Source organism: Nesterenkonia populi, from assembly GCF_007994735.1.
Classification (GTDB): Bacteria; Actinomycetota; Actinomycetes; order Actinomycetales; family Micrococcaceae; genus Nesterenkonia; species Nesterenkonia populi.
The window spans coordinates 1,450,308-1,469,472 of record NZ_VOIL01000001.1; the positions used below are offsets into that span (position 1 = coordinate 1,450,308).

Sequence of the window (19,165 nt, forward strand, 5' to 3'; positions counted from 1 at the left end):
CTGTAACCTGGCTCACTGTGACGTACGACGACGCCGCTTCGGCAGGGCACGCGCCCGGGTCCAAGGGGTATCGCCGGCTGCTGGCGGCGCTGTTCTTCATCGGTGTCGCGACCTTTGCCCAGCTTTACTCTCCGCAGGGACTGCTGCCGCTGATCGCCGAGGAGCAGCAGGTCACCGCGGACCAGGCCGCCCTGATGGTCTCCGCGGCCACACTGGGACTGGCCCTCGGCGTCATCCCCTGGTCCTATGTGGGGGACCGGATCGGACGGAAGCCGGCGATGGGCCTGGCGATCAGCCTGGCCTGCGTGCTCGCGGTGGTGGTGGTGCTCATGCCGGGGCTGTGGCCGGCTCTGATCGTCCGCTTCTTTGAGGGATTCATGCTCGGCGGGGTGCCTGCTCTGGCGATCGCCTACCTGAATGAGGAGGTCAGCCGGGGTGCCGCGGCTGCTGCCGCGGGAACCTACGTCTCCGGAACGACCTTGGGCGGCCTGGCCGGGCGCATCATTGCCGCACCGGTGGGGGAGCAGTGGGGCTGGAAGCCCGGCATGCTGGTGGTCGCGGCGATCGCCGTCGCCTGCGTGGCACTGTTCCTGTGGCTGGCCCCCTCCGCCCGCGAGTTCGCCCCCAAGCGCACCACCTTCGGGCAGGCGGTGAGCGCGCTGACCGGCAACCTGCGCTCCCGGGTGCTGTGGGTCCTCTACATCCAGGGCTTCCTGACCATGGGCGGGTTCGTCGCAATGTACAACTATGTGACCTTCCACCTGGCCGGCGCCCCGTTCCATATGCCGCTGTGGCTGATCTCCCTCATCTTTCTGGCCTACCTCGCCGGAACGTTCTCCTCGCCCCGGGCGGGACGGATCGCCTCCCGGTGGGGTCGGAAGCCGGTGCTGCTGACCGGAAACCTGGTGATGATGCTGGGCGTGGCGCTCACCCTCATCCCGCACATCAGTACGATCCTCGCCGGGATGGTGCTGCTGACCGGCGGGTTCTTCGCCGCCCATGCGGTGGCCTCCGGGTGGGCAGGATCTGCCGCGGCGGCAGGGCGGGCGCAGTCAGCCTCCCTCTACAATCTGGGGTACTACGCCGGGTCCTCGGTCTTCGGGTTCGTGGGCGGCAGCTTCCTTCATCTGGCCGGCTGGCCGGGGACGGTGGGGATGGTGCTGGGCCTCGCCGCACTGGCCACTGCGGCGGCAGCAATGGTGCTGCCGCGTGACTGATGCTCCGAAACTGAGCACATCGTGTAAAATCCTGTGACGCTCGCCATATGACTCCCGTCACGCGACAATGGCGTCGCGTGACGGTGTGGCGGAGCCATTACCTCACTGACCTCGAAAACCAGGAGCATGCCTTCAATGATGACGCCCCCGCGCTCCCGTGTGACCGGCGCCCACCTGCAGAAATTCGACCCCACCGAGCAGTCCAAGGTGGAGGCCTCGGAGCTCTCTGCCGGCGCACGGTCTGCCGGGGAGGACAAGCGCACCCGGATGCGCCGCATCCTCGGCCTCTTCGGCGGCATCATTGCCGCAGCCGCCGTCTACGGGCTGATGTCGATGGACGGAGAGATGGAGGCATGGCCGCGCATCGTGGCGGCCTCCGCCGTGCTGATGGGCATCTGGTGGATGACCGAGGCGATCCCGATCCCGGCGACCGCACTGCTGCCGCTGATCATCTTCCCCATGCTGGTGCCTGAGGGTGACTACGGCGCCGATGAGGAGCCGGCCGGCGGCGTCGGCTTCGACGACGTCGGGGCCAGCTACGGCAACAACATCATCTTCCTCTTCATGGGCGGGTTCATGCTCGCCCTGGCGATGCAGCGATGGAACCTGCACCGACGCATCGCGCTGGTCACCCTGAACATCATGGGCGCCAGGCCGGTGATGCTCATCGCCGGGTTCATGGTCGCCACCGGGTTCCTCTCCATGTGGGTCTCCAACACTGCTACCGCGGTGATGATGCTGCCCATCGGCATCTCCATCCTCATGCTGGTCCAGAAGGTCATGGACCCGGAGGCCGCAGCCGCCGCCGAGGACGACGAGGAGGAGGCGAAGGCCCAGGTCATCAAGTCGAACTTCGGGACCGCCCTGATGCTCGGCATCGCCTACGCCGCCTCCATCGGCTCCCTGGGCACCATCATCGGAACCCCGCCGAACACCTTCCTCGTCGGCTTCATGGCTGATCACCCGGAGCAGCCGATGAACATCGGCTTCGGCCAGTGGATGCTGGTCGGGGTGCCTCTGTCGGTGATCATGCTCATCATCGCCTGGGCGCTGATCACGCAGGTCATCTTCCGCCCCGAGATCGACGAGATCCCCGGCGGCAAGGAGCTGATCCGTGATGAGCTGCAGAAGCTGGGCAGGATGAGCCCCGCAGAGATCCGCGTCCTGCTCATCTTCATCCTCGCCGCCGCCTCCTGGGTGTTCATCCCGATGATCACCGATGTCCTCTACGCGCAGGACATGATCGGCTCCGACGACCCGTTCATCTCCGATGCCGGCATCGCGATGTGCATCGGCCTGATCCTCTTCCTGATGCCGGCCGGCGCCGAGGCCGGTGTGCGGCTGCTGGACTGGGAGTACGCCGCCAAGCTGCCCTGGGGCGTGCTGCTGCTCTTCGGCGGTGGCCTGGCGCTCTCCGGCCAGTTCTCCGCCTCCGGGCTCTCCGACTGGATCGGCGACCAGATGGGCGGACTCGCCGGCGTCCCCGTGTGGCTGCTGGTACTGGTGGCCGCGGGCGGCGTCCTGCTGCTGACCGAGATGACCTCGAACACCGCCACCGCGGCCACGTTCATCCCCGTCATCGCCGGTGTTGCGATGGGCACCAACGTGGACGTTCTGGTGCTGGCAGCCCCTGTGGCTCTTGCGGCCACCTGCGCGTTCATGCTGCCGGTGGCCACCCCGCCCAACGCCATCGCGTTCGGCTCCGGCTACGTCACCATCGGCCAGATGGTGAAGGGCGGCATCATCCTCAACCTGATCGGCGTCGTGCTGATCACCCTGGTCTCCATGACCCTGCTCCTCTGGGTGTTCGGCCTGAGCCTGTAGCCTCCCGGCGACGCGCCGGCCTGCTTCACGGCTGAAGCCTGGGACCCGGCTCTCTGACCTCGGCGGTGACCTCCGCCGGGGTCAGAGCTGTTTGGGGCTCGTTCTCTGCGGCCTCCAGCTGGCCCATCGCCTCCACCTGGGGGAGGACGCGGCGTTCGATGTTGCCGATCAGGGAGTTGTAGGCCTCCACCGCCTGCCGCAGTCGGTTCCCGGTGGTGCTCAGATGCTGCCCCATGCTCTCAAGCCGCCGGTGGAGCTCCCGTGAATGGTCGATGACCTCAGCGATGTTGGCCGCCAGGCGCTCCTGACGCCAAGCAGCCTCCACCGCCTTGAGCGCGGCCAGAAGGGACGCGGGGGAGACAAGGGTGACCCCACGGGCCACCGCATGGTCCAGCAGGCCCGGGTCTGTCTCCAGGGCGGAGGACAGCAGCGACTCCGCGGGAAGGAAGCAGAACACGACCTCGGGGGAGAGATCCGCCGCCTCCCAATACCGTTTGCCCGCAAGCTCCTCGACCCGGGAGCGCAGCGCCTTGGCCTGGGCCTGCGGATCGGCGCCGCTCAACGGCGCCTTCGCGTCGATCACCAGTGTGCGGCCGCCCGGCAGCTTCACGAACAGATCCGGGCGCAGCGTCTCGCCATCCCGGTTGGCGGCGCTGGGCTGCTCGGCGAAGTCCACATGAGGGAGCATCCCGGAGGCCTCCACCACTCGGCGCAGCTGCACCTCGCCCCAGTGCCCGCGTGCCGTAGTGGAATGCAGGGAGCCGAGAAGCGCCTGCGTAGACTCCAGGAGCCGGGCGTCGTTCTGCGCCGCAGAGGCCAGCTGCTCGGACAGCTTGGAATGCTGGGCGGACCGCTCCCTCTCCAGCTCCGCCACTTTCCGCTGCACCTCCGTGACCCCCTGACGGACCGGGTGGAGCATCTCCAGCAGCGACTCCCGCTCACGGGCGGACTCGGCCTCTGCTGATCGTTGCCGCTCCACCTCGGAGAGCCGGCCCTCAGCAGAGGCGGCACGCTGCTCGGCCTCGGCACGCTGCAGCTCCGCCTGCCGCGCCTCCTGCCGCAGCGCTGCCCCGTGGGCGTCGTGCCTGCCGCGCAGCATCACGAACACCGCCGCCGCGGCGGCGACGGCCCCCACGAGCAGGCCCAGGATCAGTCCGGTCAGAAGAGAGCTCCATTCCATGGCACCTACAGTGCCACGCGGCTGTGACACGGCCCATGACCGGCTCGCGTAGGGTTGTCCCGGCAACATATCGACCGCAGCAGCGAGGAGCTCCATGATCAGGATCCTGCTGGTCCGCCACGGGCAGACCGATTGGAACAACGACGGGCGGATGCAGGGCAGCACTGACATCGCCCTCAACGAGGAGGGGCGGACCCAGGGGCGGATCGCCGGCGGCTTCATCCGCCAGCAGAACCCCGCACAGGCGTATGTCTCCACGCTGCAGCGCACGCAGCAGACCTACGAGGAGTTCCGCCTGTCCCTGCAGCCGGAGATCCGGGCGGATCTGATCGAACGCAACCTCGGGGTCTGGGAGGGCCGGCGCGGCAAGGACGTGCGGGCAGAGGCCCCTGATGAGTTCGCGGCCTGGCGCCGCGGCGATTTCACCCCGGAGAACGGGGAGAGCCACCAGGAGCTGCTGGAGCGGGTCACCGGCGCGTTCTTCGACATTGTCCGCAGGGCCGCCGACGCGGAGCCGACCGAGTCGGTGGACCTCAGCTTCCCGGTGCGGACCGCCGTCGTCGTCTCCCACGGAGCCTCCCTCCGGGTGCTGCTGCAGGGCCTCGGCCTCGTGCAGACCGTGCAGACCGCTCCGCTGACCAATGGTGCAGTCTCGGTGGTGGACATTCCGCTGCACGCCGGGCCGGTCTCATCCACCCTGCCCAAGGGCGGGTTCGACGATGACGCTGAGACTGCCGGCATCATCCGCAGCCTCACTGATGAGCAGATCGTCGCACAGTCCCTGCTGCGGGTCTTCAATCTCTCACCGGAGCTTCTCAGCCCTGCGGCTGCAGAGGACGCCGCGATCTACTGAGCCCGGCCGAGCGTCGGAGGCCCAGACGCGAAAGGGGCGTGACCTTCATGGTCACGCCCCTTTCGTCTGCTCAGAGGGTCAGGCTCTGCGGCTCATGCCAGGCCCCTGATCAGGTCTGCGCACCGCTCGCCGATCATCATGGTGGTGATGTTCGGGTTGACGGTCGTCAGCTCCGGCATCACCGAGGCGTCCGCCACGCGCAGGCCCTCCACGCCCTTGACCTTCAGGTCCGGGGTCAGCGGGGACATGTCATCGTCGGCAGCGCCCATCCGGACAGTGCCGGCCGGGTGATAGACGGTGTTGTGAGTGCGGTGGATGTAGTCGGTCAGCTCATCGTCCGTCTGAGCGTCCTGGCCGGGGTAGAGCTCCTGCCCGGTCCACTCGGTCATCGCCGGCTGGGCGACGATCTCGCGGGCCAGCCGGATGCCGGCGATGGCGACGCGCATGTCGTGGCCCTCCGCGTCGCTGAAGTAGCGCGGGTCCACCATCGGCTTGTCGCGGTGGTCCTTGGAGCGCAGCTTCACGGTGCCGCGGGACTTCGAGTGGGTGATGTTGGGGGTCAGGACGAAGGAGTTCTCACTGGTGGGGTAGCCCTGACGCAGCGTGTGCATGTCGAAGGGCACGGAGCCGTAGTGCATCATCAGGTCGGGGCGGCCCGGCTTGTCGGGTGTGCCGGTCCCCTCCAGGGTGTCTGCGAAGATGCCGATCTCCCAGAACTGGTATCCCTCCTCGACCATGGGCTTCTCCGCGTCCCAGCCGATGACCACCTCCGGGTGGTCCTGCAGGTTCGCGCCCACGCCGGGGGAGTGGAACCTGGTCTCGATGCCGTGCTCTGCCAGGTGCTCCTTGTCACCGATGCCGGAGAGCATCAGCAGCTTGGGGGAGTCGATGGCGCCCGCAGAGAGCACGACCTCCTTGTCGGCGAAGATCTGCTGGGTCTTGCCGAAGGCATTGCCCACCACCTTCACACCGGTGGCCCGCTCGCCCTCGAAGGTGATCTCCTTGACCCAGGTGTCGGTCAGCAGGTGGAAGTTCTCCCGGTCCAGGATCGGGTGAATGTAGGAGACGGAGGAGGAGGCGCGGGTTCCGTCCTGCTTCCTGTTGATCTGGAAGAAGTTCGCGCCCTTGACGACGGTCTCACCGCTGTTGAACTCCACGCGCGGAATGCCGAGCTGCTCGCAGGCGTCCAGGACGGCCACGCCGCAGGGGTCGTGCGGGGGGATGTTCATCAGCTCCACGGGGCCTTCCTTGCCGTGGTGCTCGCCGTCGTTCTCGTTGGTCTCGAGACGCTTGAACAGCGGCCAGGTGGTGCCCGCGTTCCAGCCCTCGGCGCCCATGGCCTCCCAGTCGTCCATGTCCTCCTTGGGCGCCCAGAAGGCGATGCAGGAGTTGTGGCTTGAGCAGCCGCCGAGCACTTTGGCGCGGGCGTGGCGCATGAAGCTGTTACCGGTCGACTGCTCCTCGATCGGGTAGTCCCAGTCGTATCCGGACTCCAGCAGCTCCATCCAGCGGTTCAGCTGCAGGATGACGTCCTTGCCCTGGTCGGTGGGGCCGGCCTCCAGCAGGGCCACCTGAACGCTGGGATCCTCGGAGAGGCGGGCGGCCACGGCGGCGCCGGCGGAGCCGCCGCCGACCACCACGTAGTCGAAAGTCTTGTCTTCAGCCATGAATGTGCTCCTTCAGGTTCACTGGTTGGGCATGCGGAACCAGCCGGTGACGGCCGGTGCAGTGTTCTCGTAGATGTGCTTGGCCTCGCGGTACTCCTCGAAGCCGGCGATGCCGAGCTCGCGGCCCACGCCGGACTGCTTGAAGCCGCCCCACTCGGCCTGCGGCAGGTAGGGGTGGTAGTCGTTGATCCAAATGGTGCCGTGGCGCAGGCGGGAGGAGACCCGGTGGGCGGTGCCGGAGGCGGAGGTCCATACGGCCCCGGCGAGGCCGTAGACGGTGTCGTTGGCGGTCTCGACGGCTTCCTCCTCGGTGGTGAAGGTCTCCACGGTGATGACCGGGCCGAAGGACTCCTCGGTGACCACGTAGTCGCCGCGCTTGACGTTGTCGAGCACGGTGGGGGCGTAGAAGCACCCGTCCTTGTGCTCCTCACCGCCGAAGTGGCCGCCGGTGCGCAGCACGTTGCCCTCCCCGATGCCCTTCTGCACGTAGGCGTGGACCTTCTCACGGTGCTCGGCGCTGATCAGCGGGCCGGTCTCGGCGTTCTCGTCGAACGGGCCGCCCATCCTGATGCTCTCGGCACGGCGGACCAGCTCGTCGACGAACTTCTCCTTGATGGACTCCTCGACGATCAGCCGCACGCCGGCCGAGCAGACCTGCCCGGAGTCGACGAAGCCGGCGTTGAGGGCGTTGTCCACCGCAGCGTCGAAGTCTGCGTCGGCGAAGACCACGTTGGGGTTCTTGCCGCCCAGCTCCAGAGCGATCTTCTTCACCGTCTCGGAGGCTGAGGACATGATCTTGCGGCCGGTCACCAGGCCGCCGGTGAAGGAGATGAGGTCCACGTCCGGGTGAGTGGACAGGGGGGCGCCTGCAGTGGCCCCGGGGCCGGTGACCAGGTTGGCCGCACCGGCGGGCAGGCCCAGCTTGTCGAAGACGTCCATGATGAGGATGCCGGTGTGCGGAGTCAGCTCGGCGGGCTTAAGGATCAGGCTGTTGCCGGCGGCCAGGGCCGGGGCCAGCTTCCAGGCGGCCTGCAGCAGCGGGAAGTTCCAGGGGGTGATCATTCCGCAGACGCCGACGGGCTCGTAGACGACCTTGGAGACCACCGAGGGGTCACCGGCGTCGACCACGCGGCCGGCGTCCTGGTCTGCCAGCTTCGCGAAGTGCTTGAAGCAGGCGATGATGTCGTCCATGTCGATCTCGGCCTCGACCAGCCGCTTGCCGGTGTCGAGGGCCTCAGCGCGTGCGAACTCGTCCTTGCGCTCGGTGAGCTGCTCGGCGACCTTGAACAGGAAGTCGCCGCGCTCAGCGGCGGGGGTGTCTGCCCAGACTCGGGAGTCGAATGCCTTCTTGGCCGCTGCGATCGCGGCTTCGGCGTCGGCGGTGCCGGCCTCCGAGACGATGCCCACCTCGGAGCCGTCCGCGGGGCAGGAGATGGTGCGGGTCTCGCCAGAGGCGGCTGGGACCCACTGTCCGTCGATGAACAGGGTGGCGGTCATGGGAATGCTCCTGGGGTTGGGGCTTCGGTGAAAAGGTGCGCGGAAAGCGGGTCTGACGCGTTTCCGGCGTCGTGCTCCACTCTAACCAGGGGGCACGACGCCGGAACTGCGGCTGGGGGAGGTTCGCCTAGTCCGACGGGCGGACGCGGGAGGAGTCCCAGTCGGTGGGAATCGTTCCAGTGTCCAGGGTCACAGAGGGACCGGGCGCCTGTTCGTTCATGGTCAGCACGGTCAGGTGCCGCTCGTAGGAGTCGAGCACATCGGTGATCAGCTGCTCCTTGGAGTAGCCGAAGATGTCATGCCCGGAGGAGCCGGTGGCGGAGAAGATCTCCACCCGGTGGTAGGTGTCCTCGGCATTGCGGAAGTTCAGCGCGAAGCTGGGCACCGCGTACTCCACCGGGTAGGCCTGGTACTTGAAGACCGTCTCATCGCCGAAGTCCACGCGCAGGTCGATCTGCTGCAGGCCGGACTCTGGGACGGTGCCGCGCTCACAGATGACATCCGCGCCGGCGGCTGTCATCGCCTCGGCCACCTCTTCGATGGCAGGGATGGCGGTGCTGGTCAGGTACTCATCCACCTCATCAGGCGTGGGGTAGTGCATGTGGCGGCGCAGGCGCCGCTTCCACCGGCCCTGCCCGGGCTCCCCGGCCTCGGCGATGCGCTCCGACAGCGCAGAGGGAAGCTGGGCCTCCTTGGAGTCCTGGGCGTAGGTCTCCATGCGCAGGGCGCGCCAGACGCTGAGCATGAGCATGTACAGCACCAGCGAGAGCGGCAGGCCCAGGATCACCGCGGCCATCTGCAGGGTATAGATGCCGTCCAGGGTCAGCATCACCAGGGTGAGCGCACCGATGATGACTGACCAGAGGACACGCAGCCACGGCGGGCCGTCGCCGCTGCCCACGCTGGTTCGGGAGGTGAAGTTCGCCAGGATCAGGGCGCCCGAGTCGGCGGAGGTGACGTAGAACAGCAGGCCGACCAGCACCGAGACGCCCACGGCGAAGGTGGCACCGGGGTACTCGGCGATCAGCGCGAAGTAGCCCGAGCCCTCCGCGTCCAAGGCTGCGTCGGCGAAGTCAGCGTCGCCGCCCATCATCCGGGTGACGGTCGCGTTGCCGAAGATGGAGATCCACAGGGCGTTGAACGCGAAGGGAACCAGCAGAACGCCGATGATGAACTGGCGCAGGGTGCGGCCTCGGGAGATGCGGGCCAGGAAGAGACCCACGAAAAGGGACCAGGCCATCCACCAGGTCCAGAAGAAGATGGTCCACCATTCCATCCACTCCCAGGACAGCCAGTCCTCAGAGGTCTCGAAGGCGAACGTCTCGGTGAGCATGCCGGGGAACATGGCGAAGAAGTCGCCGATGTTCTTCACCAGCATGTTCAGCAGGGCCATGGTCTCGCCGGCGATGAGCACGTAGAGCATCAGGGCGACGGCGGCCAGCACGTTGAGCTCAGAGAGGCGGCGGATGCCCTTCTCCACGCCGGAGTAGGTGGAGAAGGTCACCACGATGGCCGCCAGCACGATCAGGGAGGCCTGCACCGCCGTCGTCGTCTCGATGCCGAACATGAAGTTCAGGCCGAAGGAGAGGAAGACCACTCCGATGCCGAGGCTGGTGGCGATGCCGAAGATGGTGCCCAGCACCGCGGCGATCTCCACGGCGTCGCCGGCTGCGCCCTGGGCGCGCTTGCCGATGATCGGGTAGAGGGCGCTGCGGATCGCCAGCGGCAGGTGGTAGCGGTAGGCGAAGAGGCCGAAGGTCATTCCGGTCAGGGCGTACATGGCCCAGCCGGGGATGCCGTAGTGGAACATCGTCCACAGGGCGGCCTCCTCGGCGGCCTGCACCGACTCCGGCTCAGCGCCCCCGGGGCCCGCCAGATAGTTGGTGGCCGGGCCGACCACCGAGAAGAACATGAGGTCCACGCCGATGCCGGCGGCGAAGAGCATTGATGCCCATGTGAACAGGCTGAACTTCGGCTTGGAGTGGTCCGGGCCCAGACGGGTCTTGCCGACTCGGGTGAACGCAATGATCAGCACGAAGACGACGATGATCGCCGCGGTCAGAACGAAGTACCAGCCCAGGTACTGGGAGAGCCACACGAATGCGCTCTCCATGGCGCCGTAGGTGGCGTCGGGCCAAATGGCGGCGATCGCGGTGAAGGCAACGATGATCACCGCGGAGGTGATGAAGACCGGCCAGTGGACTTGGGAGGCGGCAGGCTCGGCCGGCTTCGCCTCCGACGTATCAGTATCTGCGGGCGCGGACGCCATGAAGCTGTTCCTTTCAGTTGTCTACCTCATCGGTGTGCACAGCTCTCCCCCTCAGGGTGAGTGCACGGCGGTTCCAGTGATTTCAGCAATCGAAGTGCGTATCAGGTTAGAACAATTCTGAGTATCTTTTGAGCGCGTTACGAGCTTGTGCTCAGCAAGTGTCGCCTGCGTGACGTTCTTCCCCGCGCGATAGGGTGGATGACCGTGGCACTGACTATCGGCATCGTGGGGCTTCCCAATGTGGGCAAGTCGACCCTCTTCAACGCACTGACCAAGCAGACGATCCTCGCGGCGAACTACCCCTTCGCGACCATTGAGCCGAACGTCGGCATCGTCGACCTGCCCGACGAACGGCTGAACAAGCTCGCGGAGATCTTCGGCAGCCAGAAGATCATCCCGGCCACGGTCTCGTTCGTAGACATCGCGGGCATCGTCAAGGGCGCCTCCGAGGGGGAGGGGCTGGGCAACCAGTTCCTCGCGACCATTCGTGAGGCCCACGCGATCGCCCAGGTGGTGCGCGTCTTTGAGGATGAGAACGTCACTCATGTGGACGGCAGAGTGGACCCCACCTCCGACATGGAGACGATCAACACTGAGCTGATCCTCGCTGACATGCAGACCCTCGAGAACGCCATACCCAAGCTCGAGAAGCAGGTCTCGGGCAAGAAGGCCGAGAAGTCCACCCTGGACGCCTACCTTGCAGCTCAGAAGGTGCTTGAGGGCGGGCAGACCATCTTCTCAGCGTCTTCCTCTCTGGATATGGGAGAGCTGAAGCAGCTCAGCCTGCTGACGGCCAAGCCGCAGATCTACGTGTTCAACGCAGACGAGTCAGTGCTCGGCTCGGAGGAGAAGCAGGCAGAGCTCCGGAAGTCCGTGGCTCCCGCCCAGGCAGTGTTCCTGGACGCCAAGTTCGAGTCCGACCTCGTGGACATGTCCGCGGAGGAGGCCGCCGAGATGCTGGAGATGAACGGACAGGACGAGTCCGGTCTGGACCAGCTCGCCCGAGTGGGCTTCGACACCCTGGGCCTGCAGACGTATCTGACAGCAGGGCCCAAGGAGGCCCGGGCCTGGACCATCAACAAGGGCGACACCGCCCCTGAAGCGGCCGGTGTGATCCACACGGACTTCCAGAAGGGCTTCATCAAGGCCGAAATAGTCAGCTTCGAAGACCTCGTGGCGGCCGGTTCCATGAATAGTGCGAAGGCCGCGGGCAAGGTCCGGCTCGAGGGCAAGGAATACATCATGAAGGATGGAGACGTGGTCGACTTCAAGAGCGGACTGGCCTCGGGCGGGAAGAAGTAGGCCTGGGCACTTCCGCTCTCTTAGGTCCCTGGGGCAGGTCTATTTCCCCCGGAGCTCGCGGCGGGCCTGGCCGATGACGCGGTCGCGGCGGAACAGCAGCTCCAGGTGCTTCATCTGAGCATCCACCTGCCCTTTCCCCGAGGAGAACGCCTCGAGGGTCTCCTTGTACTGCTTCTCGAAGGCCGTCCAGTCCTTCTTCTTCAGTTGCGGGGCCAAAGCGCGCAGCTCTTCGATAGCGCGCTGGGCCTCCGCTCCCTGGGAGTGCGCTTCCGCAGTCACTTCGGCCAGCAGCTGCAGCTGGCCCTGCTTGTCCAGCCCCTTCTTTCCTGAGTCCAGGTTGTCGAGCAGGGAGAATCCGCCGACCAGCAGGAGCAGAGCCAGCACGCAGCCGAACACCAGCATCACAATTTCTGCAGCGCTGAACCCATCACCCATACCCTTGCTCCTGTCCGTACGGCCATGCTCTCCCGGAGGATTCTAGTGTCCTCTGTGCCGTGATGCTGAGCTGAGAGCAGCTAGAGCTTCCGCGGCGCCGGAGAGGCGCTGAAGACGATCATCCCCTTCTTCAGCGACAAGCCCTGACCCGTCCAGGGCTCACGCTCTTCTCCTGCGGCGTGCCCCGTGAGGCTTGCCCGCGCCGAATGGTCTCGTCTGCTGCCTCCTGAGGGGCGCTCCGTCGGCCGGCGACGCCCCTCGGGGTGCTTCCCCTGCGTATGGCTGCGGCAGCAGGATCTTGTAGAGCGCCCGGCGTGAGGTGAGCTGGAGCTTGGCCAGGATATTGCTCATATGCGTCTCCACGGTCCGCACAGAGAGCACCAGCCGCTCTGCAATCTCCGCATTGGCCAGGCCCTCGCCCGCCAGCAGTGCGATGTCCCGCTCACGGGAGGTGAGCAGGCTCAAGGCGGCATGAGCCTCATCGCTGACCCAGGAGGGCATGCCTGCCGGGCCCAGCTGGACAGGCTGAGCCCGTACTGCCGATAAGGCCGGGACGAACCGCGCATCCTCCGGTGTCTGCGCGGGTGAGTCCTCCGAGCTGCTCAGCTGAGCGAGCAGCTCCTCCGTCTGCAGCTGCAGCGGCGCCGCCCCGCAGCTGCGCCACAGCCCGTCCGCCCAGGCCGTCAGCTGTTCTGCGTGTTCTGCATAGCTGTCCAGCTCAGCTGGGTGGTCCAGGACGAGGCGGGCCAGGTCCATGGCCAGCAGCGCGCGATAGATGCGCAGCCCGCCTCCCTCATCGGGAACCATTCCGGGACGCAGCGGAGGCTCTGCTGCCACGGTCTCTTCTGCGGCGATCAGATCGGCCGCCGCCTCCGCAGGCCGGCCGCGCCCCCAATGCAGTAAGCCAGAGATATGCCGCTCAGCATACTCGCGGGTCAGGGGCGAGCCCGGCGGGGCCCGTTGGACCTCTCGGAGCAGCGGTTCGACCGCGCTCGTCCGGCCGAGATAGCACCGGGCGCGAGCCAGCATCACGGTGCTGATCAGGCCTGAGCTTTCCTGCCATGCGGATGCGTGCAGGCGCAGCAGGAACTCGGCCGCCTGAGCGTGGTCCCCGGCAGCGGCAGCGCCGTAGCCGAGGACCATGTGCCTGGCGGCTTGAATGGTGGGTCCATATTCGCGGCCAGCCTGCCGCACCGAGTCCAGCACCCGGCTCCAAGCTCCACCGTCGCCCCGCATATGGGGCACAAGTGCGCCCAAAGAGTACGCGATCATCGAGAGCATATCCTCGGATTCGGCCAGCACCTCGGAGGATGCCTGAGCGGCCAGAGCCTCCGCCTCGTCCCAGAGCCCAGCGTCAAAATACAGCAGCGTCAGCTGCACCTTGGCGTAGATGGATCCGCCCTCGTCTTGGTGCTGGGCATGGTTCACAGCCCAGGTCAGCTCTTGCCAAGCCAGCGGCCGCAGCCCGGCCTGGCGCATCAGGGCGCCCCGGGCATTGTGCAGCACCGCATGAGCGTGCCGGGTGCCGCGAGCGTCCCGCGCCTCGTCGAGCAGCTCGGCGATCCGCGCCAATGCGGCCGGCCAGTCTCTGGCTTCGATGACATGCCACATCTGGACGATCAGCCGCAGATCATGCAGATCGGCGCGGAGCCGCGCCTGTGGACAGGGGGTTCGGCCATCGGCCTCGGCGAGATGGGCCTCTGCCCGTCGGAGAGCACCCAGGGTTCGGGCGTGGAGAGCATGGCTACGGCCGTATGTGCCGAAGGCGGCATTGCGCCGACCGGCGGCGCAGACTGCTTCGGCAAAGATGAGCAGGGCATCGGTGCTGGCCCCATCGAGGCGCTCAACGCTTTCCAGCTCCGCGTATCCGCGGTCATGCTGCCCCGAGTCGAAGGCCAGCAGCGCTCGCAGGCCCGAGCGCAGGACCCCTCGGTCCAGCCTGTCGGTGAGACATTTGACCGAACGCAGATCCGGCACGCTCCTGGCCCGGAGGGCTGCACGGACAAAGGTCTGGACCACATGCTCATCGGTGCTGATCCTGACCGCGGCCCGGCTGAACTCCAATGCGCCCTGCAGATCGCCCATCTCTCCGGTCGCAGCGCTGCGGCTCATCAGCTCTTCGACCAGCTGATCCAGGCCGATGACGCTCTCTCCTGCGATGAGGTCCTGCTCGGCGGCCCGAGCCCGGTGCAGCAGCCCCTGGTCAGCAGGCAGCACCTCGGCCAGGCACCGGTGCAGATCCGCTCGGTGCAGCGGATCCAGCTGCGCGACGATGCCCTCTGCGATCACGTGGTACTGGATCTGCTTGCGTCCGGTCACACGGTGAACGACCACCAGACAGATGTCATTGAGCTCCTCCGCGGGCGTCGGCGCCCCGATTGCTCTGCTCAGCTCGGCTCGAGTCAGGCCTTTGCCGGCCAGGGCGATGAGCTCTACAGCTTTCCGGACCGGCTGGCTGTAGAGGGACAGCTGCTGGGCCATGATGCCGCGCATCTGCTCGGCAGGCCCGCTGATGTCGTGATGCGTCGCGGAGATCGCATCGTCGATTCTCCTGCCCCATCCGGGCGGCGCCGAGGCCAGCCACTGGGCGATGTGCGCCACAAACCGCGGGAAGCCGCTGGTGGCCCTGAGAATGTGCTCGGCAATGCTGTCGCTGATCGGCATGCCGGTGTGGCCCACGATGATCTCCCGGATCTCCGAGGCGCTGAGCGGGCCCAGCTCAAGGTGCAGTGCTTCGCCCTGGGTCTGGGCCAGGCGCTTGAATCGTTGGAGGTCCCTGCGCCGTGAGGAGCGCAGTGTGACCAGGTTGTACATGGGGACAGCCTCGGTCTCGCGCACCACCTGATAGATCACGTCACTGGAGGGCTCATCCACCCACTGCAGATCTTCGAAGACGACCACCATGGCTTCCGCGGCGGCATCGAGGGAAGCCAGCAGCCAGCGGCCCAGCTCCTCCGGCTCATCGGGGGCTTTTCCTCTCATCTCCTTGCGCAGCAGGTGTTTGGCTCCGTAGAGCGGCTTGTGCTGATCGCTGGGATCAAGATATACGTTGGCCCGCCACCACCCGGTCTCCTTCGCGGCTTCGTTGACCAACGCCGACTTCCCGATCCCCGGAGGTCCCTCAATGAGGATGAACCGAGGCTCTCCCTGGGCTTCCACTTCGCTGGCCGCACGGCTCAGAGCAGCCAGTTCAGCCGTGCGGCCAACAAAGTCATGCAGCGTCGCCATAATGGAGGTCTCCCGAGTGATGCTCCTATTGGGATTATAGTAAGTCCTTTCTTGCCGTAAAGATACTGTTGCGATGTGTCATTTCTTCAGAATTGTTAGACCCTGAACCCGCGGTGACGACGGAGCACCTTGGTGAGCATTCCGATGGTCAGCGCGATGGTGATCACCATCAGGATCGGCCATCCCATCGAGATGACTCCTGCCTGCTGCTCTGCGGTGAGCTGCTGCCACGAATAGGCGATCACGCCTCCGATGACGGTGATCACCACAAGGGGCCACAGCATTCCGGATCCGCCTCGGCCCGATTCGGCGCTGGCCTGAGCGCCCCAGTTGTCACGCTCGACCTTGGTGAGCACCTGCCACCAGGAAGAGATGAAGTAGGTGGCCCGCAGCCACATGTACATCTCCGCGGGGAGGAGCAGCGCGGAGTAGAGCCAGTCCCAGACGGTCCTGTTCTTCATCGACCAGGTGACGCGCACAGCCAAAAGCCAAGCGGCCACCGGAGGGATGAGCCACACGGGATGGAACATGAACGCGCCGATGGACAGGGAGGTGACCAGGAGGACCACGAACAGCAGGCGGCAGAGGATGTTGAACACCATAGAAGTGGTCTCCTTCCACCTCAGCCGCAGATTGGGGTGGAAAGGCCGATGCTTCATGAGCTCTATGCCGCCGGTCGTCCACTTCACCTGCTGGGCGTAGAGGGACCGGAGCGTCTCCATCGCTCCGACGCTGGCTCGGGCGCGGCTGCTGATTTTGGTGAGGTACCCGGCGTCACGGATCTGCAGAGACAGCAGGGAGTCCTCCACCTCGCTGTCGGTGGTCCAGGGGTGGGACTGGTGGTATCGGGTGGCGGCGGTCTGCAGGGCCTCAGCGCGGAAGAGACTGGCCTGTCCGCCGAGCACGGCCATATTTCGGTTGCGCAGCAGGTTGTCCATGTTGAAGTCCGCGAACTGGGCCTTCTGCGCCGCGACGAGGAACTGGCGAACGGGGCTCCTGGACGTGGGCGGGTCGAAGCTGTAGATCGCAGAGAGCCCGCCGATGCGAGTATCGCCTTCCATCTCTTCGAGCAGGTATTCGAGACATTTTTTATGCAGAGTGGTGTCTCCGTCAACGCCGAGGATGTATTTCGCGCCTTCGGCTTTTGCAATGTCCCACCCGTAATTCAGGGCGCCCACTTTCTTATCAGCATTATTGCCGATGTCATGGACCACCACCTGCGTCTCATAGAGAGTGTTCTTGTGTCGGCTCCGATAGAATCCGGCGAGCTTCTCCGCCTCCCAGACGGTGTCGTCGGAGACGTTGTTGGCGATCACGTGGATGGTCTGGGGCGGCCGGGTTTGGGTGAGCAGAGCTTCGAGGACGGAACGGATGGAATCCTCTTCGTTGTAGGCGGGAATGACGCAGGAGACATGTGCGACGGGACGGATGAGATCTGTGCCGGGAGGTCGCTGGACAGTGCTGCGGAGGCTGTGGGCGAGCGCGGCGAGCATCATGGTGAGGCCACTGCGCTGAGGCGAACGTCGGGCGGCCGGGAGCAGCTCACTGGTGTGGGCGGTCATGGGCAGATTCCTTTTCCCTCTGGAGATTGAACGAAGCGGCATCCGACTCCCCGTAAAAGCGTCCGGAGGACCCCAGGGGAGCGGTGAACCAGAGCCCAACTTAGGGACGGAAACGGTCCGGGATATCCGTATTCGCTGGTTTTCCGTGGTGGCTACTGAGAGAAAACCGTGCTCACCACCGAGTAATACGTGTCACATCGGTGGCGTCTCAGTGGTGCCGGGGGATTGAGGGGACACTCATGCTCATTCGGCCTGGGCCGGTAGAGTGCGTGGCCAGGGGGCAGATATGGATCCGGCAGACGCATCGCATCATCGACCTGGGCAGGCCGAGCCGCTGATCGGCCCGGCCGCGGCGCCGGCCCTGCACGTCATGAGCTGGAATATTCGCCGGCGTGCTGACCCGCCGTTCCTTCGGACGGCAGACCGCTGGGAGGAACGCGCCCCGCGTCTGCAGACGCTCCTTGAAGCTGAGCAGCCCACGCTGCTGGGCGTGCAGGAAGCGCTTGCCGACCAAGCCTCCTTCGTGCAGTCCGCCCTGGGGGAGGGCTACCTGTCCCTCGGCGAGGGCCGAGGCCCCCGAGGCGGCGGCGAAGGCAATCCCATCCTCTACGATGCTGATCGGCTCAAGGTGCTCCACTGGGAGCAGGCCGCGCTCTCCACCAGGCCGCACAAGCCCGGCTCCAGGTCCTGGGCCAGCATCTATCCGCGAATCATGGTCTCGGCCATCTTCAGAGACAGGCTCACCGGTTCGCAGTTCCTGGCGATCAACACTCACCTCGATCACCTTTCCCCGCTGGCTCGGCTCATGGGGGCCCGGGCGCTGAGCAGAAGCGCCCAAGCCGCTTCAGCGCCCACCCTGATCACCGGAGACTTCAACGCTCGAGCCGGCAGCAGGCCCCTTGCGGAGCTGCAGTCCGCTGGCCAGATGGCGGACGCATGGACTGCAGCAGAGCACCGCCTCAGCAGAGAGTGGGATACCTACGCCCATTACCGGCAGCCCAGGGCGACAGGCCGTCGCGTTGATTGGATTCTGACCTCCCCCTCGTTCCGAGTGGTCGACGCCGCGATCAACACCGCCCATGCCGCTGGCGGCTGGGCCTCCGACCACCTGCCCGTGCAGGCCACGGTGCGCCTGGCCTGATGCCGCATCGTGCACAGAGCCGATGCGGGCCACGGGATCTACTGCCGCGGCGGATGTGAGCTTCGCTGCGCCCGTCCTGCAGCGACGGAGCGGGCCCGCCGCAGGCGCGGGAGGACCCTGAGGGCCAGAACGGCAGCGCCGGGAAGAGTCGACGCCAGAGCCAGCACGCCGTAGCCCACTGAGACTCTGACGCCGTCTGCGGCGGAGAGCCCGCTGATGGAGAAGCTCCAGGCGGCGGCTGCCTCCCGCAGGCCCCAGCCGCCCACCCCTAAGGGAACAGACATGCCTGCCAGCGCCACGGCCGCAGAGCTGGAGAGCACCGACGCCGGCGCCTCCGGCTCAAGCACAGCGGCAGACAGCACGAAGAGAGCGGCGAAGCACATCCACCCCAGCACTGACAGTGCCACCACCTGCACGATCTGCCGGGCAGGCACACGCCGCAGCCATCGACTGGCGATGCCCGCCGCGGCCAACGCTGCCAGCAGACACCCTGCCGCCGGCAGCGGAGCACGAGGAAGCAGCACCGCGCCTGCGGCGCAGAAGACCACCGCAGTCCCGACCAGCCGCTCGGCCGCCATGGATGCGAAACCCCTCGCCAAAGCCCGACGGCGTGATGCTGCTGAAGCATCCGTGCTGTCATCTGCTGCGCGCAGCGCATCGCCGGCGACACCGCCGGGAAGCACGCTGTTGAGGAACGCTGCCTGCCAGCACCGGGCGACAGCCGCACCGATGGACACATCGATATCGTGATGACGGGCGACTATCCGCCACCGCAGGGCCTGCGCCACCACGCCCGCACCGCCCAAGGCACCCGCGGCCGCAAAGGACCACCAGGGCAGCCCTCGTGCTGCTTCGGAAAAAACCTCGGGCCCCCACAGCGTCGCGATCACCCACAGGATGGCAGCGGTGACAAGCACCTGAGCCGTTCCGGCCGCTGCTGTGCGCCGCCCCCGGGGCACAGCCTGACTCGAACCGGCCTGCGCACAGGGA

General features: G+C 66.4%; 13 protein-coding genes. 5 read left to right on the forward strand and 8 right to left on the reverse strand.

The window, feature by feature from the left end; genetic code table 11:
• The first annotated feature begins 17 nt into the window (after nucleotides 1–17).
• The gene (locus FWJ47_RS06705; protein WP_147105879.1) at nucleotides 18–1,217 is read left to right on the forward strand and encodes an MFS transporter; all 1,200 of its coding nucleotides are present in this window, start codon (nucleotides 18–20) and stop codon (nucleotides 1,215–1,217) included.
• A gap of 126 nt (nucleotides 1,218–1,343) precedes the next feature.
• Nucleotides 1,344–3,041, forward strand: a complete 1,698-nt coding sequence (locus FWJ47_RS06710; protein WP_147105882.1) for an SLC13 family permease — start codon at nucleotides 1,344–1,346, stop codon at nucleotides 3,039–3,041.
• Between the two features lie 25 nt (nucleotides 3,042–3,066).
• On the opposite strand, the gene FWJ47_RS06715 is transcribed toward FWJ47_RS06710, so the two are convergent.
• Complete coding sequence (locus tag FWJ47_RS06715) at nucleotides 3,067–4,221, reverse strand: DNA recombination protein RmuC (RefSeq protein WP_170228513.1); 1,155 nt, start codon at nucleotides 4,219–4,221, stop codon at nucleotides 3,067–3,069.
• Between the two features lie 94 nt (nucleotides 4,222–4,315).
• Here FWJ47_RS06715 and FWJ47_RS06720 point away from each other — a divergent pair, with 94 nt between their 5' ends.
• Nucleotides 4,316–5,074, forward strand: coding sequence for a histidine phosphatase family protein (locus FWJ47_RS06720; RefSeq protein WP_147105888.1), 759 nt, complete (start codon nucleotides 4,316–4,318; stop codon nucleotides 5,072–5,074).
• Nucleotides 5,075–5,166: 92 nt separating this feature from the next.
• Here the strand turns inward: FWJ47_RS06720 and FWJ47_RS06725 are convergent, their stop codons facing one another.
• The 3 genes from FWJ47_RS06725 to betT form a co-directional block, all read right to left on the reverse strand.
• A complete protein-coding gene (locus FWJ47_RS06725) occupies nucleotides 5,167–6,741 on the reverse strand; it encodes a GMC family oxidoreductase (protein WP_147105891.1) in 1,575 nt (524 codons plus the stop codon).
• A gap of 18 nt (nucleotides 6,742–6,759) precedes the next feature.
• Nucleotides 6,760–8,238: an aldehyde dehydrogenase family protein gene (locus FWJ47_RS06730; RefSeq protein ID WP_147105894.1), complete on the reverse strand. Its 1,479-nt coding sequence runs from the start codon at nucleotides 8,236–8,238 to the stop codon at nucleotides 6,760–6,762.
• A gap of 127 nt (nucleotides 8,239–8,365) precedes the next feature.
• The gene (betT, locus tag FWJ47_RS06735; protein ID WP_147105898.1) at nucleotides 8,366–10,507 is read right to left on the reverse strand and encodes a choline BCCT transporter BetT; all 2,142 of its coding nucleotides are present in this window, start codon (nucleotides 10,505–10,507) and stop codon (nucleotides 8,366–8,368) included.
• 204 nt (nucleotides 10,508–10,711) lie between these two features.
• Between betT and ychF the strand changes: the two genes are divergently transcribed.
• Entirely contained in the window at nucleotides 10,712–11,809 is a 1,098-nt protein-coding gene (gene ychF / locus FWJ47_RS06740) for a redox-regulated ATPase YchF (RefSeq protein WP_147105901.1), read from the forward strand.
• Between the two features lie 39 nt (nucleotides 11,810–11,848).
• On the opposite strand, the gene FWJ47_RS06745 is transcribed toward ychF, so the two are convergent.
• From FWJ47_RS06745 to FWJ47_RS06755, 3 genes are all read right to left on the reverse strand, one after another.
• Nucleotides 11,849–12,244, reverse strand: coding sequence for a hypothetical protein (locus tag FWJ47_RS06745; RefSeq protein ID WP_147105904.1), 396 nt, complete (start codon nucleotides 12,242–12,244; stop codon nucleotides 11,849–11,851).
• A gap of 159 nt (nucleotides 12,245–12,403) precedes the next feature.
• Nucleotides 12,404–15,472, reverse strand: coding sequence for a helix-turn-helix transcriptional regulator (locus tag FWJ47_RS06750; RefSeq protein WP_147105907.1), 3,069 nt, complete (start codon nucleotides 15,470–15,472; stop codon nucleotides 12,404–12,406).
• A 95-nt stretch (nucleotides 15,473–15,567) separates the two neighbouring features.
• Complete coding sequence (locus FWJ47_RS06755; RefSeq protein WP_170228514.1) at nucleotides 15,568–17,034, reverse strand: glycosyltransferase family 2 protein; 1,467 nt, start codon at nucleotides 17,032–17,034, stop codon at nucleotides 15,568–15,570.
• A 286-nt stretch (nucleotides 17,035–17,320) separates the two neighbouring features.
• Here FWJ47_RS06755 and FWJ47_RS06760 point away from each other — a divergent pair, with 286 nt between their 5' ends.
• On the forward strand, nucleotides 17,321–18,175 hold the full coding sequence (locus FWJ47_RS06760) for an endonuclease/exonuclease/phosphatase family protein (RefSeq protein ID WP_211358981.1): 855 nt from the start codon (nucleotides 17,321–17,323) through the stop codon (nucleotides 18,173–18,175).
• 38 nt (nucleotides 18,176–18,213) lie between these two features.
• Here FWJ47_RS06760 and FWJ47_RS06765 read toward each other — a convergent pair whose 3' ends face one another.
• On the reverse strand, nucleotides 18,214–19,134 hold the full coding sequence (locus tag FWJ47_RS06765; protein ID WP_170228515.1) for a lysylphosphatidylglycerol synthase transmembrane domain-containing protein: 921 nt from the start codon (nucleotides 19,132–19,134) through the stop codon (nucleotides 18,214–18,216).
• Nucleotides 19,135–19,165 lie beyond the last annotated feature (31 nt).